At 46.5% G+C, this 14942-nt stretch carries 16 protein-coding genes; 13 read left to right on the forward strand and 3 right to left on the reverse strand.

The genetic code is table 11. The features are described from left to right. Positions 1-11: 11 nt before the first annotated feature. On the reverse strand, positions 12-1343 hold the full coding sequence (locus C1S73_RS26815) for a sigma-54-dependent transcriptional regulator (RefSeq protein ID WP_038868489.1): 1332 nt from the start codon (positions 1341-1343) through the stop codon (positions 12-14). Further along, the gene (locus C1S73_RS26820; RefSeq protein ID WP_038868383.1) at positions 1343-2380 is read right to left on the reverse strand and encodes a MotY family protein; all 1038 of its coding nucleotides are present in this window, start codon (positions 2378-2380) and stop codon (positions 1343-1345) included. The genes C1S73_RS26815 and C1S73_RS26820 overlap by 1 nt, the downstream gene beginning before the upstream one ends. Before the next feature lie 385 nt (positions 2381-2765). Here C1S73_RS26820 and C1S73_RS26825 point away from each other — a divergent pair, with 385 nt between their 5' ends. The 9 genes from C1S73_RS26825 to lafA all read left to right on the forward strand — a co-directional run bounded on the left by C1S73_RS26825 (position 2766) and on the right by lafA (position 10934). Beyond that, complete coding sequence (locus C1S73_RS26825) at positions 2766-3584, forward strand: FliM/FliN family flagellar motor switch protein (protein WP_038868380.1); 819 nt, start codon at positions 2766-2768, stop codon at positions 3582-3584. After that, the gene (gene fliN, locus C1S73_RS26830; protein ID WP_038868377.1) at positions 3581-3949 is read left to right on the forward strand and encodes a flagellar motor switch protein FliN; all 369 of its coding nucleotides are present in this window, start codon (positions 3581-3583) and stop codon (positions 3947-3949) included. Before C1S73_RS26825 ends, fliN begins: the two co-directional genes overlap by 4 nt. Positions 3950-3967: 18 nt before the next feature. Further along, positions 3968-4735: a flagellar type III secretion system pore protein FliP gene (gene fliP / locus C1S73_RS26835; RefSeq protein WP_038868375.1), complete on the forward strand. Its 768-nt coding sequence runs from the start codon at positions 3968-3970 to the stop codon at positions 4733-4735. Positions 4736-4746: 11 nt separating this feature from the next. Then, complete coding sequence (fliQ, locus tag C1S73_RS26840; protein WP_038868373.1) at positions 4747-5016, forward strand: flagellar biosynthesis protein FliQ; 270 nt, start codon at positions 4747-4749, stop codon at positions 5014-5016. After that, complete coding sequence (gene fliR, locus C1S73_RS26845) at positions 5016-5792, forward strand: flagellar biosynthetic protein FliR (RefSeq protein ID WP_038868371.1); 777 nt, start codon at positions 5016-5018, stop codon at positions 5790-5792. The genes fliQ and fliR overlap by 1 nt, the downstream gene beginning before the upstream one ends. After that, entirely contained in the window at positions 5789-6916 is a 1128-nt protein-coding gene (flhB, locus tag C1S73_RS26850) for a flagellar biosynthesis protein FlhB (protein ID WP_038868370.1), read from the forward strand. The genes fliR and flhB overlap by 4 nt, the downstream gene beginning before the upstream one ends. Positions 6917-6947: 31 nt before the next feature. Further along, complete coding sequence (flhA, locus tag C1S73_RS26855) at positions 6948-9038, forward strand: flagellar biosynthesis protein FlhA (RefSeq protein WP_038868367.1); 2091 nt, start codon at positions 6948-6950, stop codon at positions 9036-9038. A gap of 19 nt (positions 9039-9057) precedes the next feature. Beyond that, positions 9058-9828 (forward strand): EAL domain-containing protein, encoded by a 771-nt coding sequence (locus C1S73_RS26860; RefSeq protein WP_038868364.1) that lies wholly within the window; start codon positions 9058-9060, stop codon positions 9826-9828. 236 nt (positions 9829-10064) lie between these two features. Beyond that, a complete protein-coding gene (lafA, locus tag C1S73_RS26865) occupies positions 10065-10934 on the forward strand; it encodes a lateral flagellin LafA (RefSeq protein ID WP_038868362.1) in 870 nt (289 codons plus the stop codon). Between the two features lie 109 nt (positions 10935-11043). Here the strand turns inward: lafA and C1S73_RS26870 are convergent, their stop codons facing one another. Next, entirely contained in the window at positions 11044-11334 is a 291-nt protein-coding gene (locus C1S73_RS26870; RefSeq protein WP_038868358.1) for a hypothetical protein, read from the reverse strand. 414 nt (positions 11335-11748) lie between these two features. Here C1S73_RS26870 and fliD point away from each other — a divergent pair, with 414 nt between their 5' ends. The 4 genes from fliD to C1S73_RS26890 are packed head-to-tail and all read left to right on the forward strand — an operon-like array spanning position 11749 to position 14929. Then, positions 11749-13086 (forward strand): flagellar filament capping protein FliD, encoded by a 1338-nt coding sequence (gene fliD / locus C1S73_RS26875; RefSeq protein ID WP_038868355.1) that lies wholly within the window; start codon positions 11749-11751, stop codon positions 13084-13086. Between the two features lie 19 nt (positions 13087-13105). Further along, positions 13106-13492 carry a flagellar export chaperone FliS gene (gene fliS / locus C1S73_RS26880; RefSeq protein WP_038868353.1) on the forward strand — a complete coding sequence of 129 codons (387 nt, stop codon included), beginning with the start codon at positions 13106-13108 and terminating at the stop codon, positions 13490-13492. After that, complete coding sequence (locus C1S73_RS26885) at positions 13476-13796, forward strand: hypothetical protein (protein WP_038868351.1); 321 nt, start codon at positions 13476-13478, stop codon at positions 13794-13796. The genes fliS and C1S73_RS26885 overlap by 17 nt, the downstream gene beginning before the upstream one ends. Continuing rightward, positions 13793-14929 (forward strand): flagellar hook-length control protein FliK, encoded by a 1137-nt coding sequence (locus tag C1S73_RS26890; RefSeq protein WP_038868349.1) that lies wholly within the window; start codon positions 13793-13795, stop codon positions 14927-14929. Before C1S73_RS26885 ends, C1S73_RS26890 begins: the two co-directional genes overlap by 4 nt. Positions 14930-14942 lie beyond the last annotated feature (13 nt).

Consider the following 14942-nt stretch of genomic DNA (forward strand, 5'->3'; position numbering starts at 1 on the left):
CATTTCTCCTTTTAGGCAGCCGAGCCAAGCGCCGACTGTAAATCAATACCGTGTTCGCGCATTGCTGCAAGCTTGTAACGTAACGCTCGGGTAGACACACCCAAGGCATTTGCGGTTTTGGTTCGGTTTCCACCAAACTGACGTAATTTATCGAGGATGAACTGGAACTCAGCTTGCTTCTTCGCTTCAACATGACCAAAACTTGAGGTTGGCTCTGTGCGAGGGACTGGCGTCAGCAATTCAATTGGTAGCATCAGATCATGCGCAGTGATGTAATCACCGTGACGCATGACCAAAGCGCGTTGAATGACGTTTTCGAGTTCACGAATATTGCCCGGCCAGTGATATTGGCTTAGGGCAGCAATCGCATCTTGAGAAAGGTGACAGCGACTGCCATCTTGATATTTCCCAATAAAGAATTGGCTGATCGGTAAAATATCTTCTTTGCGTTCACGAAGCGGTGGCCAGTGCAGTGGCAAAACATCTAAGCGGTAGTAGAGATCTTCGCGGAACGTGCCTTTCTGCACTTCTTCACGCAAGTCTTTGTTGGTCGCAGCAATCACTCGAATATCGAGTTGAATGGCTTTGTGGCTACCAACGCGTTCCACTTCACGCTCTTGTAATACACGTAACAACTTCGCCTGTACCGCAGGTGACATCTCACCAATCTCATCTAATAAAATGGTGCCACCGTTGGCTTCTTCAAACTTACCGCTTTGAGAATTGGTCGCCCCTGTAAACGCCCCTTTAACGTGGCCAAACAGCACGGCTTCCAGCATGGATTCCGGAATCGCAGCACAGTTCACCGCAATAAAATTCCCATCAAGGCGAGAAGATTGCTCATGGACATAACGAGCCAGCACTTCTTTACCCGTTCCCGACTCGCCAGTGATCAATACACTAGCGTTGGTGCAAGCTGCACGATGAGCCAGTTGTAAAACTTGTTTACTGCGCCATGACTCTGCAACAATGTTCGCTAAAGGTTTACCCAGAGCCTCAACACGCTTGAGCAAATTGAGTAACTGATTGGTCTCAAAAGGACGAAGCAAGTAATCAGTCGCACCGGACTTCATAGTCTCTGCGGCCAAAATACCTTGGTCTTGATCTACAATCGCAATCACGACACCCGAATTACGCTGTTTCTGATGACAAGCAACAAACTCGCGTACACACATATCCGGCAAGGTTGAGCTCACCAAGGTGATACTCGCTCGCTCTTCCAGCAATGCACTTCGCCCAGTACGACTGTGCCTAGCGGTATACCCTGCGCTCCCCAGTACATCCAGTACCGGTTGAGCAAGACGTTCATTTGGCTCAACCAACAAAATATCCGTTTTCGTCATCATTGAACCTTTACCTTCTCTTGTTGGGATTGTTGTTTTACTTCTGAGTTGTTGTTAGCAAACTCGTTTTTGGTAATCACACGCTCGTTATCTCGAACTAAGCGCAACGTCACGCGGCGGTTCTTAGCCTGCCCTGCTTGGGTGTTATTGCTTGCAATTGGGTAGCGAGCTCCGTGCGCACGAACTTCAATCAAGTGAGGAGCAATGCCATTTGCAATGAGCTCATCTGCGACCTGTTGAGCTCGTTGGCGTGAAATCTTCAGATTAATTAATTGAGCACCAACATTGTCGGTATAACCGTCAACTAAGATTTTAGTGACGCGCTCATCAACAACAACATAACTATTCAAAGCAGCTAATGTGTTTTTTTGAGATGAGTTCAGTGCCTGTTGGCCAAACTGAAAAGGAAGAATCAGATCTCGAGCTTGAGAAAACGACAGCTTAGGTAACTGTTCTCGACATTGATTGAAAGACGCTAGTGCATGTTGGATTTGAATGGTTGGCAACGTGACACTATCTATGGCGGAAGGATTGCTTCCACTTAGTGACAGTGTAACCCAATTACCTGATGCCATTTCAAGAATGAGCGAATCTGCACCAGTTAAGAACTCAAATCGGTGAGTAGGCTGCGCAAACGTATGCGATGCCTTTTCCTTCCTATAAAGCTCTTTATGCCACGGAGCACTCTGACTTCCTAACACAGCCTTTTCCCATTTATTGTCGTTATCTTGAACATCAGCAATAAAGAGAACTCGGTTGTTTGGCTCTGCACGGAAATAAAACTTCCCCTGCGGAACAGTTGAATGCACTAAGTTGCATTCAAATTTATCACCCTTATATGACCAAGTGGAAATATCCATAGGTATTGTGACACTCCCACCAGCCAATGTGAAATTAGTTGACGATAGTCCAAACAAAAAAACTATTTTTAAAAATATAATTAAGCACCTTCCGCCTTGGTATATCTTACATACTTCTGACTTAGATGATTTAATTAAAAATGCCATTGAATTAGAAGATTCGGCATAGGTAATCATATTAATTCCCTATTCTGAAATATAAAAATGGTCATTAAATGTTCAAAAAAGCTTAGAAAAACGCTTTAAAAATTGAGCTTAATACCATGAAAACAAAGAGTTAAAAAACTCAAATTCTAAAACTTATTCTACAACCAACGACTGCTCTTGGTTGAGATAACAACGAATTAGCTCACTACTTGTTATAATTATTAATAACTGATTTATTAGTTCAAACTACCGTTTTTTAATTTTTATTAAAAGTGCCTATGCTTCGATTCAAATCAACATATGAACTAAAGTCACAATCTTTAAAGTTGAAGCTAAAAGAATCTAAAAAAATCTGTGTATGCTGTTCGCAATTAAGTTAAAACAGTTTTGTTTGTTAAGGCACGGTAAAATATAAATGGAAAGTAGAGTTAATGAGTCTATTTCTGACATCAAATTGCTTGATGTAGAACTGCTAGGCAAGCCAATTCATATCATTCGTGAAAAGCTCGAAGTTTTAATTTCAGAATCTTGTACTAGCCTGACCAACGAGTTACAAAATTGGCTCAACTCCAACAAAATTGAGGCGACCTTAACTTCGGTAGAGCTACATCGCTTCTCACCAACCTTGTTGGATAAAGACCAAACATCGAGCTATCTGCATCAAGAGGGTGGCATGGTCTTTATCCACAGTGATGCCCATACCTTAGTCAAGCTCGCCGACCGCTTTTATGGCGCAAGCAACGACCGCGCCTCGACCACGTTGACGGCCAGTGATCTTCGCCTTCAAGAACGCATCAGCCGTATCATTACCAACTGGCTTGCTCCCCAAGAGATGTGGCAAACCTGCGAGTACGAAACGCCGCGCGGAATTGGTTTGCATGCGGAGCTTGCGATCACATTCGAAGACTACCAAGGTGCCATTCATCTCAAACTCGATAGCACATTAATCCAAACCTTAATTGAGCAGCTTGAGCTTCATACCGATGCTGATCTCTATCAACCGTTTTGTCGTTCATTGGAAACGACGCCTGTTCGCCTCAATGTCGTACTGAGCAAAAAGACCATGGCGCTCAGTGACGTAGCGGGCTTACAGCCTAACGATATTCTGCCTATCGAGCTGCTCAATACCGTACCAGTCAGCATCGGTAATCAACCTCTTTTCACTGGTCGTGTTGCAGAACAAGACGGTCAGCTTGTATTGATTTTTAACCCAGATAAGGAATCGCAGCGATGAGCGAAGCGCAAGAGAACCAAGCATTCGACGCCGATGAATTAAATTTTGACGACTTTCAGTTAGAGGACTTTGAAACGGAGCAAGCCTTCAAACCGGAGCCTGCCGCTGAGCGCGATTTAAGCTTTTTCAAAAGCATTCCCGTCACTGTGACCTTGGAAGTCGCTAGCAAAGAAATCCCATTGGGGGATTTGATGAAAGCGGGCGAAGGAACCGTGATCGAATTGGATAAACTCAATGGCGAGCCTTTAGATGTAAAAGTAAACGGGTCTCTGATGGGACAAGCGGAAGTCGTGGTCATTAACGACAAATATGGTCTTCGCCTTATTGATGTACACGACTCAGCGTTGAGCGGTGTTGGACGCTAAATTCCGGTGGGTTGCGTAATGAATTGTCTGAGTGTTTGGCAGCGTCGTTTGCCGTTACTAGTATTGGGGTTGGTTGGCGCGCTGTTGTTTGCCTTCCCAGCCATGGCGGCAGATAACGGCTTGACCATTTTGTCGGTGTCCGATGGGGACACGCAACAAGAATACAGCGTTAAGCTCCAGATTCTGTTGCTCATGACCGCACTCAGTTTCTTACCAGCCTTTGTTTTGATGGCCACCAGCTTCACGCGAATCATTGTTGTTTTGGCGATCTTACGCCAAGCCTTGGGCCTGCAACAAAGCCCACCGAACCGCGTGCTGATTGGCATTGCATTGACACTCACTCTGCTCATCATGCGTCCGGTTTGGACTGACATCTACGATAATGCCTTCCAACCTTACGACAACGGTGAAATTACCTTGATACAGGCGTTCTCCGTTGCAGAAAAACCGGTCAGAAACTTCATGCTGGCGCAAACGCATCAAAGTTCGTTAGAGCAGATGCTACGCATTGCCAATGAACCCATCGACCAAAACGTCGAGGATATTTCTTTCGCCGTTGTACTCCCTGCGTTTGTCATCAGTGAACTGAAAACCGCCTTCCAAATTGGCTTCATGCTGTTCATTCCGTTTTTGATCATTGACCTTGTGGTCGCCAGTGTATTGATGGCAATGGGTATGATGATGCTTTCACCTCTGATCATTTCATTGCCATTCAAGTTGGTGATATTTGTTCTTGTCGATGGTTGGGCAATGACGGTTGGCACGCTTTCCGCCAGTTTCGGTTAGCAGGAGGCAATATGACACCTGAGTTAACCGTTACACTGTTTTCTGACGCAGTATGGCTGATCATTTTAATGGTAGCAGTCTTAGTCGTTCCGGGATTGATCGTCGGTCTTGGCATTGCGGTATTTCAAGCCGCAACCCAAATCAACGAACAAACCTTAAGTTTTTTGCCACGTCTACTGGTCACCCTGTTGATGGTGATTTTTGCAGGGCATTGGATGCTACGAAAAATCATGGAGCTGTTTGATTTCTTGTTCCATAACATTCCGGGAATGATCGGCTAATGGCGATCACGTTTGCAGAACTGTCTGTGATTCTCGGTCAACTTTGGTGGCCGTTTTTTCGCATCGGTGCGGTCTTTATTTCCATGCCATTCTTTGGCGATGCGTTGATTCCAGTTTGGGTCCGTAGCTTACTCGCCTTCTCTATCGTGGTGATCACCGCACCACTGATGCCACCCATGCCAGCAGTCGAACTGTTTTCTATGACTTCCTTGTTCCTTGCATTCGAACAAGCGATATGGGGGCTGATGTTTGGCCTTATTCTGCACATGCTATTCAATGTTTTTACCATGCTTGGTCAAATCGTTTCTTTGCAAATGGGATTAGGCATGGCAATGATGAATGACCCGGTCAACGGCCTTTCGGTGGCGATTCTTGGTCGCATGTTCTTAATCTTCTCGACCTTATTATTTCTCGCTCTGGAGGGGCACCTGTTGGTTATCGACATCGTCATACAAAGCTTTGTCGTATGGCCCGTTGGCTCTGGGTTAACCGCACTCTCGCTGAAAGGCGTGGTCAGTATTTTCGGCTGGATGTTCGCTTCTTCACTTGCTTTGGCTCTACCTGCCATTGTATCCATGCTGCTTGCAAACATTAGCTTTGGTGTGATGAATCGCGCCGCGCCTTCATTAAACGTTTACGCTCTGGGCTTCCCTATGACTATGCTGCTAGGTTTGTTCAGCGTCTTGATATCCGTTTCTGGTGTCCCTAGTCGTTACACCGCATTAGTGCATGACACCATTCGCCACTTGAATAACTTTATGTTGGGGGGCGCATGAGCGATCAGTCATCACAAGACAAAACCGAAAAAGCCTCCCCCCAGAAAGTCAAAAAAGCTCGCCAGGAAGGACAAATTCCTCGTGCAAAAGAATTCACCACCGCCGTGATTTTCTTAGCGGTCGCCTTGTACTTTTACTCTCAGCTCAGCAGTATTTGGGAAAGCATGACAGGTATATTCCGTTACAACATGGCCTTAACCCGTGCTGATTTAGACAATCCAAAACAAATGGTAGAGCAACTTGGGCAGAGTTTGGCGGTCATCATTGAAATGCTATTGCCCCTCTTCACAGTCATCATTATCGTGACATTTGGCAGCGGCATGATCTTGGGCGGTTGGATGTTCCGACCAGCCAATGTGTTACCAAAGCTCTCCAAACTCAATCCTATTTCGGGCATCAAACGTATTTTCTCAACCCGCTCAGTTGTAGAACTGGTGAAATCGACATTCAAGGTCGCGGTCATCTTTGGCATTCTCTATGGCTACTTAGATAATCACCTCCAGCCTTTACTTGGTATGCAAAATTTGCCGCTTAGCCAAGGCTTTTCAATGGTCATGTCGATACTGTTTGAAGGCTTATTATTGATGGGGTTTGCCTTACTTCTGTTTGGTGTGATTGATATTCCCTACCAACGTTGGGAGCACCTAAAAGAACTGCGCATGACGAAGCAGGAGCTCAAAGAAGAGTTCAAAAATAACGAAGGCCGCCCAGAGGTCAAACAGCGTATTCGTCAGATTCAACAACAGTTCGCGCGACGTAAAATCGACAAGATGGTGCCCACTGCAGATGTGGTCATCACCAACCCAACCCACTACGCAGTCGCATTGAAATACGAACCTTCACTTTCAGACGCCCCATTTGTGGTCGCAAAAGGCGTCGATGAAACGGCCATGCACATCCAACGCATCGCACGCGAGAACAAAGTCGAGATCATCAACTCGCCGCCACTGACTCGTTCGATTTATCACACAACCGCGATTGAGCAAGCTATTCCGAGCCAGCTCTTTATCGCCGTTGCACACATTCTTACGTATGTTTTGCAATTGAAAGCCTTTCGTAAAGGCGACGGACAAGCGCCGACGCCTTTGCCTCATTTTTCAATTCCAAAGCATTTGCAGCACTGATTAACCCGCGTTTACCCAAGGAAACGAAAGTATGCTTAACCGGTTAAAACAACTTCAATCCTCCACCAAAGGCTACATTGGTATTCCAATCGTCTTGTTGATGGTGTTGGCAATGGTCATATTGCCGCTACCGCCACTACTGCTGGATGCGCTGTTTACCTTCAATATTGTCTTAGCGATCTTGGTATTGCTGGTCAGCACCACGGCGAAGCGACCGCTCGACTTTTCGATTTTTCCAACCATTCTTTTGGTCGCCACGCTACTTCGCCTTACGTTAAACGTCGCATCTACCCGTATCGTCTTGTTAGAAGGCCATAACGGCAGCGATGCCGCAGGTAAAGTCATCCAAGCCTTTGGTGAAGTGGTGATCGGCGGAAACTACGTAGTCGGTATGGTGGTGTTCATCATTTTGATGATCATAAACTTTGTCGTGATCACCAAAGGTGGTGAGCGTATTTCCGAAGTATCAGCACGTTTTACCTTGGATGCTCTTCCGGGTAAACAGATGGCCATCGATGCCGATTTAAACGCTGGCTTGATTGACCAAGAAACCGCCCGTCAACGTCGTAAAGAAGTGGCAAACGAAGCCGACTTCCACGGTTCTATGGATGGTGCGTCTAAATTTGTTCGTGGTGATGCGGTCGCAGGTTTGCTGATCTTGTTCATCAACATCATTGGTGGTATCAGCATTGGTGTGTTCGAACACGGTTTACCAGCATCAGAAGCCTTTAAGACTTATGCACTGCTAACCATCGGTGACGGCTTAGTTGCACAGATCCCATCGCTATTACTGGCAACCGCAGCCGCCATTATCGTTACTCGCATTAACGACAGCGATAACGGCATGTCGGAAACCATGCACAAGCAGCTTCTAGCAACACCTGCTACTCTGTTCACCGTTGCGGTAATCATGACCGTGATTGGTTTAGTTCCGGGAATGCCTCACCTCGCCTTCTTCACCTTTGCTGCCGTATTGGCGTTTGCAGGCTGGCGACAAAGCAAACAACCGGTTCAAGACCCACAAATAGAACAAGTCGAAGCCCTTTCTCAAGCGATGCAGGAAGAAGAAGCCGCACTGACTTGGGATGATATTCCACACGTCCATACCCTATCTTTGGCGCTCGGTTACCGTTTGGTGCACTTGGTAAACAAAGAGCAAGGCGCCCCTTTGGCACAGCGTATTCGCGGTGTACGCCGCAACCTGTCTGAGCAAGTGGGTTTTCTGCTGCCAGAAGTTCGTATCCGCGACAACCTCAGCCTAAAACCAAACCAGTACACCATCGCGCTAAATGGCGAAGTAATTGAGCAAGGCTTGATTGAGCCAGAACGTTTAATGGCGATCGCCGTGGGGGAAACCTACGGTGAAGTCGACGGTATTTTGGGCAGCGACCCTGCCTACCAACTGCCTGCAGTTTGGATTGAACATCAAGATAAAGCCAAAGCACTGAATATGGGTTATCAGGTCGTTGACGATGGTACTGTCATCGCCACGCACATCAGCAAAATCATGAAAACCAATTTGGCTGAATTGTTTACCCATGACGATGTTGAAGCTATGACTCAACGACTCACGGCACAAGCACCTAAATTAGCCGAGGCCTTAGCCGCTGCACTGACCCCAGCACAACAGCTTAAGGTTTACCGTCAGCTTCTGCTTGATCAAGTGCCTCTAAAGGACATTCGTACCATTGCTAACACCATGTTGGAGTCTTCTGAGAACACTAAAGACCCAATTTTACTTGCGGCAGATGTACGCTGCGCACTAAAACGTACCTTGGTGAACTTGGTCGCAGGACAAAAGAACGAGCTCAATGTCTATGCGCTTTCAGACGAGTTAGAGCAAATGTTGATGACCTCTCTGCAACAAGCACAAGCTGCGGGCACCGTGATGCTAGACAGTTTCCCGATAGAACCGAACATTCTTGGTCAGTTCCAACAAAACTTGCCTTTAATTCGTCAACAACTCAAGCAACAGGGCTTACCACCAATCTTATTAGTGATGCCTCAGTTACGCCCATTGTTGGCTCGTTATGCTCGTACCTTTACTCAAGGACTCGCGGTATTGTCCTACAATGAAATCCCAGAAAATAAACAGATCAACGTGGTAGGAAATCTTGGTTAATCTCATATCAACGAAAGCGATGTACGATTATTTATGTGGCCTTGCGCTGCAACACATTGTCACGGACGACGACCAACTGGTGTTTAATGCACTAAAGCACAACGACATTCAACACGCCTGTCAGGCCATCCGTGAAACTAAAACTGGCGAGGTGGAATACCAACACCTCACGTTGCGCTTTGGCCTACGCGGCGAGCAGAGTGTCTATCAGTTTCAGTTATCAGAGCAAATGCAATATTGCTTAGATCTGTACAGCTTCTACTTAGCTCTAAGACAGACTCAATTCCAACTCGAAACCTTTCACCCTGATTTAATCAGCAATGTGGTGGTTCCCATCCGCATTGATGCCCTGCTCTGGCAGCCTGGTGCGCACTTCTTGAATCAGATGATTCAGTTCCATAATGCGGCCTTTCAACATGTTATCCCTTCCCTTCAAGCCGATGAGACCCTATGTCTGCACGATAGAGTGACTCCTTTGGTAGAACAATTGAAAGAGAACGCCTTTGCCTTGTGGTTTGAAGTCTCGACACATCAAACACACTTCGAGCGCATCACCGAATTTGACCCTGATATGATCAAACTATCCGTGACGATGGAAAACAAACAAGAGCAACATGCATTTCTACCCATTGCGCGATTTTTAAGGGGTAACCACATTTCTTGGATTGCCGGGAGAGTCGCAAGTCAAAGTGAACTCAACCGCTATCGATTACTTGGTGCGAGTTATTACTTCGGCTATTTCAGTGATATTCCCACCTCATTGTCGTTTAAATCGTTTGATGATGAATAAACCACCCAAAAGCAAAAGGGCGAATTCCGAGACAAGAATTCGCCCTTTTTTCTGTCTAATTAACCTTAAACAGTCAATATTCTGGAATGTAAGTCACTAAAAACCATCAAACTAGCGCTTTTCGATAAAATTTTTAAATTTCCAATTAATCATTAAAACGAATCGACCGCCTCTAGTTAGTGAGCAAGGGAGAATCCCGAAGCCTGAAAGAATAGTGAAAAACTAAGGAGACCAAGATGGCTTTATCTATGCATACTAACTTCGCATCGCTTGTAACTCAGAACACGCTGAACAATACAAGTAACCTACTTAACACGTCTATGGAACGTTTGAGCACGGGTTACCGTATCAACTCAGCAGCAGACGATGCAGCAGGTCTACAAATTGCTACCCGTCTTGAGTCTCAAACTCGCGGCATGAGCGTTGCAATGCGTAACTCGCAAGACGGCATTTCAATGATGCAAACTGCGGAAGGCGCGATGGATGAAATGACAAACATCGTATACCGCATGAACGACCTAGCAACACAGGCTTCGAACGGTTCTGTATCGGCAAACGACCGCACGGCACTAAACGAGGAATACCAGCAGCTAGGTGAAGAGCTCGCGAACATCATGGACTCAACGAGTTTTGGTGGTAACAAGCTTCTACAAGATGCTGGTACATTTGGTGCAGCAGCTGTTAACTTCCAAATTGGTACTCAAGCAGGCGAACAACTTGAAGTTGACGTATCAACGCAAGTGCAAGCAATCAACGCTTCAATCGGCACATCTGGTGCACTAGCAGTTGGCGACCTAACATCTGAAGCAAATGCTCAAACTGCAATGACAGCACTGACTGGCGCGACCGGTGATGCAGGTCTTCTAGGTCAAATCGGTACTGCACGTTCAGCATTGGGTGCGAACATCAACCGTCTTGAGCACACAATGACTAACCTAGGCAACATGGTTGAAAATACGTCAGCTGCGAAAGGCCGTATCACTGACGCTGATTTTGCCGTTGAGTCTTCAAACATGACGAAGAACCAAATGCTAATGCAAGCAGGCACAACGGTTCTTTCTCAAACGAACCAATTGCCAGGTATGGCAATGTCGCTACTTCGTTAATCAACGATTAAGCTCAGTAGCTCCCAATAAGGCTGTTGATTTAATCCGTCCGAAAGTCAAACCTCCCAGTATTTGGGAGGTTTTTTTTGTTCTTGATGATGCCAAACACTTAGCGACGAATATAGATACCGCTAGCATCACGGGTTTGGTTCGCAGTTGGGACACGAAAACCCGCTTTGAGCATGGTGTTATGTAGCACCTTATTAAACAGCTCCAATTCAGCCGATTCAACACCACGGTCACGTTGGTAGCTTTTTAACTCAGGGAAACGAGAAACCGCTTCAATACGGATGCTTGCCAGCTCCTCGGCATTAATGTTCTGTTTACTGCGCAGTTTGGTTCCAATAAATGCCTCGTAAGCACGTGCACACTTCATCAGTCGTAAAACAAATTCATTCATTACTGTCGTTCTTTTAATTTTTAATTGGGGGAAATAGCCAGACGTAAGCAACCACAAAAATTGCAGGGGCATAAGATAACAAAACTTCACCTTCCGACAGGGTCAGAAAAATCCGAATCCTTTAGCAGTAAACACCGAAATCTGCTCACTATGCGTACATCAGCATAGCCAGTCATTTCTCTCCTATTTAATTAAATCATTTGCTTATTCTGGTCGCCTTTTCTCTTTGGGAAACCCCGGGAATTACCAAGGGGAAAGCGGAACCATCAAGGTGGAAAAAGCGCTTCCTCTCAAATAGAAAAACCACTGCAAGATGCTGTTATATATACAAATAAATAACAGGCACGCATCTTGCGACTGTTCATTTATTACTGGCACAAGACGCCAAATACAGATGAGAGAGGGAGCGACCTCATGAGTTCATTAGATCCAATCACCATGGCAACCCAGTTCGCCACGTTAGATGTTCAGCCATTTCAACAACGCTACCAGTTTCAAGCGGATAAATACCAAGCTCAACTGACAGCACTAGGAAAAGTAGAAAGCGCGCTGCGTGATTTCCGTACAGCCGTCAATGAGATGAACAGCAGCACCAGTAGCATCATCAAGAACACGGCGACGCTCTCTCAAGATGGGTACTTCTCGGCTAACGCCGATGCCAACGCCATGTCGGGCAACTACCAAATTTTCGTTGAGCAAGTCGCGACCTCACATCAGCTCTCTACAGGCATGCCAGCAAATTTGGATGCCACAACAGAAATACCGACCACAGGCACATTGGAATTCACCATTGATGGCGAAACCATGACGTTGGATCTATCAACTGTTGATACCGATGGGGATGGCAAAGCAACCGTGACTGATTTGGTCAGTGCTATCAATAACAATGCTGACAATCCCGGTGTCAACGCCACATTAGTGCGCTCAAACGGTCAAACGCATTTCATGTTGTCGAGCACTGAAACAGGCATTGCGAACACCATCAATGTAAACGCCTCTGGCACGGGGCAAGCTTGGTTTGAAGATGCCTTTACCAACACAACTGAAATCAGTAAACCACAAGATGCCGTGATTTGGCTCGGCGCGGAAGGCACTGGACTTCAGTTGACTAACGCAAGTAACACCTTTGAAGGCGTGATTGATGGCGTCGACATCACGGTCACGAAAGCACAAACCTCAGGTGAAGCGGCAGTAGGGCTGGGGATTGGCGCTGACAGCGAAGGCACAAAAGAACAACTCAATAAGTTTGTTGAAGCCTACAACTCTCTGGTTTCGACGCTTGATGAATACACTCAAATCGGCGGTGAAGACAAAGCTCGTGGCGTGCTCGCCAGTGACCCAACACTACGCTCAATTGAAAGCCAGTTGACTAATTTGGTGCGCGGAGAACATGGCGGAATGCGACTGAATGAAATAGGCATCACCCTTGACCGCAGCGGCAAAATGAAAGTGGACCAAGATAAGTTTACCGAAGCACAGAAGAACAACAGTGCTGGATTAGAGGCGATGTTTAATGGCGACGGAGCCTTATTGGATTCGCTCGATGATATGGCGGAACCTTTCCTAAAATTCTCATCTGGCACCTTTAATTCACGTAAAGACGCCCTGCAAGCCAACTTAGACCGCATCGAGGACAAGCAAACTACGCTAGAGCGTAAATACGAGATGTCGTACAACCGCTACCTCTCCCAATTTACCCAAATGAACACCTTAATGACGCAAATGAACCAAACCATGTCGATGTTTGGTTAAGCCTTTAGGAGAAATAATTATGCTCATGGATTCTGGTTACGACTCATACCAACAAGTCGATCTGGATGCGCAAGCCGCATCCGCCAACTCACACCAACTGGTGGTGATGTTAATTGATGGTCTGCTTGATGAAGTTGAACGTGTTCGAGGCCATCTCGCAGCCAATCGTCTGGCAGAAAAAGGCACAGGCATCAACAAATGCATGAACATCTTAATTGGTTTAAGCAGTGCCCTAGATGAAGAAAATGGCGGCGAAATTGCAGAGAACCTACGCCAACTGTATGACTTCTGCCAAGTTGAGCTGTATTACACCAGCGTGCAAAACGACGCAACCCGTTTAGACAATGTCGAGCGAGTAATGGGCAACATTCGAGAAGGATGGATGAATTTTGGACAGCAAGCATAAAGTGTCGCCAGAGCGATTTCGCCACTTATCAAAACTGATCCAAATCGCCACAAAAACGGCCGACTGGCCAGCACTGAAACGCTACGACCTACAGTTGCGTGAACTGCTGATCAGTCATAAGCCGTATCTTAAAGATCCAAAACTCGCTCCTGAAATTCAGCGGGCAAAAGCGGTTCATGCGTGCGCTTTCACCGATCTAGAAAAAGCCACCAGCGAATTAAAACAAGAGATGAGCAAGGTGAATGATCAACAAGAACGAGCGATGGCTTATCAGCTCGCGATGACGATGGAGCTCACGCAATGATGGTAACCAATTCAATGCCTGCAAGTGCGCCTTCTCAGTCGTCAGCAGGGAAAATCTCACAAGCGCGTTCAGAGCAAGGCTTTTCGCACCTCGGTTCAACCACGGTAAACCAACAGCACCAAACCAACGCACCTCTTGTTGTTGCAGGGTTCCGTTTAAATGCGCAAGCCTCACCGACGGAAGTTACCCAGCCAAAAGCTGAAACATCGGAACTCAACGCTGAAGTGACCCAACCAAAAGCTGAAACAATGGACCTCAACGCTGAAGTTACCCAGCCAAAAGCTGAAACACTGGAACTCAACGCTGAAGTGACCTCAGCTGAAGCATTGCTGATTGCGGTTCCTGCCACCATGGATCTCGCCACTCAAGCGCAAGCCCTAATCCAAGGAATGAGCAAAACCGCGGTTAAGCAAGGCGAAACAAATCAACTTGCGCAAGTATCGGCAGGTAATGCGTCTCAAAGCACAAATGTCGGAAACCAAGTAAACCCAATGCTTAACACCACTGTGCAGGAGAACCAAAGCCCCCCTAAAGCCAGTGCAACGAGCGTATTAAAGGTATCAGCTTCGGACTTGCAAACTCTACTTAATCAACCAGCTCAAGGGCAAGTGCTAGCGGCCAACTCACAAGCGCAAACAGCTACAGCGCCGCATTCGAACCCAAGCTCACCACTGGCAGCTACTCAAGCTCAAGGCGCGGAGTGGGCGGCCGTACGTGTTGATACCAACTCTAGTAAATGGGGTGAGCAAATGATGCAGGTTTTACACGATCGTGTGACCTTACAAGCGCAGCAAAACTTGCAAGAAGCCAAAATCCGCTTAGACCCACCAGATCTCGGTAAATTGGATTTATTGGTTCGTGTCGAAGGGGATCGTTTGAGCGTGCAAATTAACGCCAACACAGCCGCTACGCGTGAAGCATTAATGCAAGTGTCCGAGCGTTTACGTGCTGAGCTTCAAGAGCAGAACTTTGTTCATGTAGATGTCAATGTCGGTTCGGATCAAGGTCAAGACCGTCATGACCATGAGAGCCCACAAGAAGACACCACTATTTTTGCTGCTCGTGAATCCGGCACTTTTCAATCAAATACAACAACAAACTATTCAGAGCATTGGCTGAACACTCAAGCCTAATTAATCATCGAGG

Source organism: Vibrio jasicida 090810c (genome assembly GCF_002887615.1).
In the GTDB taxonomy this organism is placed as follows: Bacteria; Pseudomonadota; Gammaproteobacteria; order Enterobacterales; family Vibrionaceae; genus Vibrio; species Vibrio jasicida.

Bases quoted from the DNA above. Each gene is read 5' to 3' on its own strand.
- flhB (WP_038868370.1), top strand. From the start codon at position 5,789: ATGAGCGATCAGTCATCACAAGACAAAACCGAAAAAGCCTCCCCCCAG.
- C1S73_RS26825 (WP_038868380.1), top strand. From the start codon at position 2,766: ATGGAAAGTAGAGTTAATGAGTCTATTTCTGACATCAAATTGCTTGAT.
- fliN (WP_038868377.1), top strand. From the start codon at position 3,581: ATGAGCGAAGCGCAAGAGAACCAAGCATTCGACGCCGATGAATTAAAT.
- fliD (WP_038868355.1), top strand. From the start codon at position 11,749: ATGAGTTCATTAGATCCAATCACCATGGCAACCCAGTTCGCCACGTTA.
- C1S73_RS26890 (WP_038868349.1), top strand. From the start codon at position 13,793: ATGATGGTAACCAATTCAATGCCTGCAAGTGCGCCTTCTCAGTCGTCA.
- fliS (WP_038868353.1), top strand. From the start codon at position 13,106: ATGCTCATGGATTCTGGTTACGACTCATACCAACAAGTCGATCTGGAT.
- fliP (WP_038868375.1), top strand. From the start codon at position 3,968: ATGAATTGTCTGAGTGTTTGGCAGCGTCGTTTGCCGTTACTAGTATTG.
- fliR (WP_038868371.1), top strand. From the start codon at position 5,016: ATGGCGATCACGTTTGCAGAACTGTCTGTGATTCTCGGTCAACTTTGG.
- C1S73_RS26860 (WP_038868364.1), top strand. From the start codon at position 9,058: ATGTACGATTATTTATGTGGCCTTGCGCTGCAACACATTGTCACGGAC.
- C1S73_RS26820 (WP_038868383.1), bottom strand. From the start codon at position 2,380: ATGATTACCTATGCCGAATCTTCTAATTCAATGGCATTTTTAATTAAA.
- flhA (WP_038868367.1), top strand. From the start codon at position 6,948: ATGCTTAACCGGTTAAAACAACTTCAATCCTCCACCAAAGGCTACATT.
- C1S73_RS26870 (WP_038868358.1), bottom strand. From the start codon at position 11,334: ATGAATGAATTTGTTTTACGACTGATGAAGTGTGCACGTGCTTACGAG.
- lafA (WP_038868362.1), top strand. From the start codon at position 10,065: ATGGCTTTATCTATGCATACTAACTTCGCATCGCTTGTAACTCAGAAC.
- C1S73_RS26815 (WP_038868489.1), bottom strand. From the start codon at position 1,343: ATGACGAAAACGGATATTTTGTTGGTTGAGCCAAATGAACGTCTTGCT.
- fliQ (WP_038868373.1), top strand. From the start codon at position 4,747: ATGACACCTGAGTTAACCGTTACACTGTTTTCTGACGCAGTATGGCTG.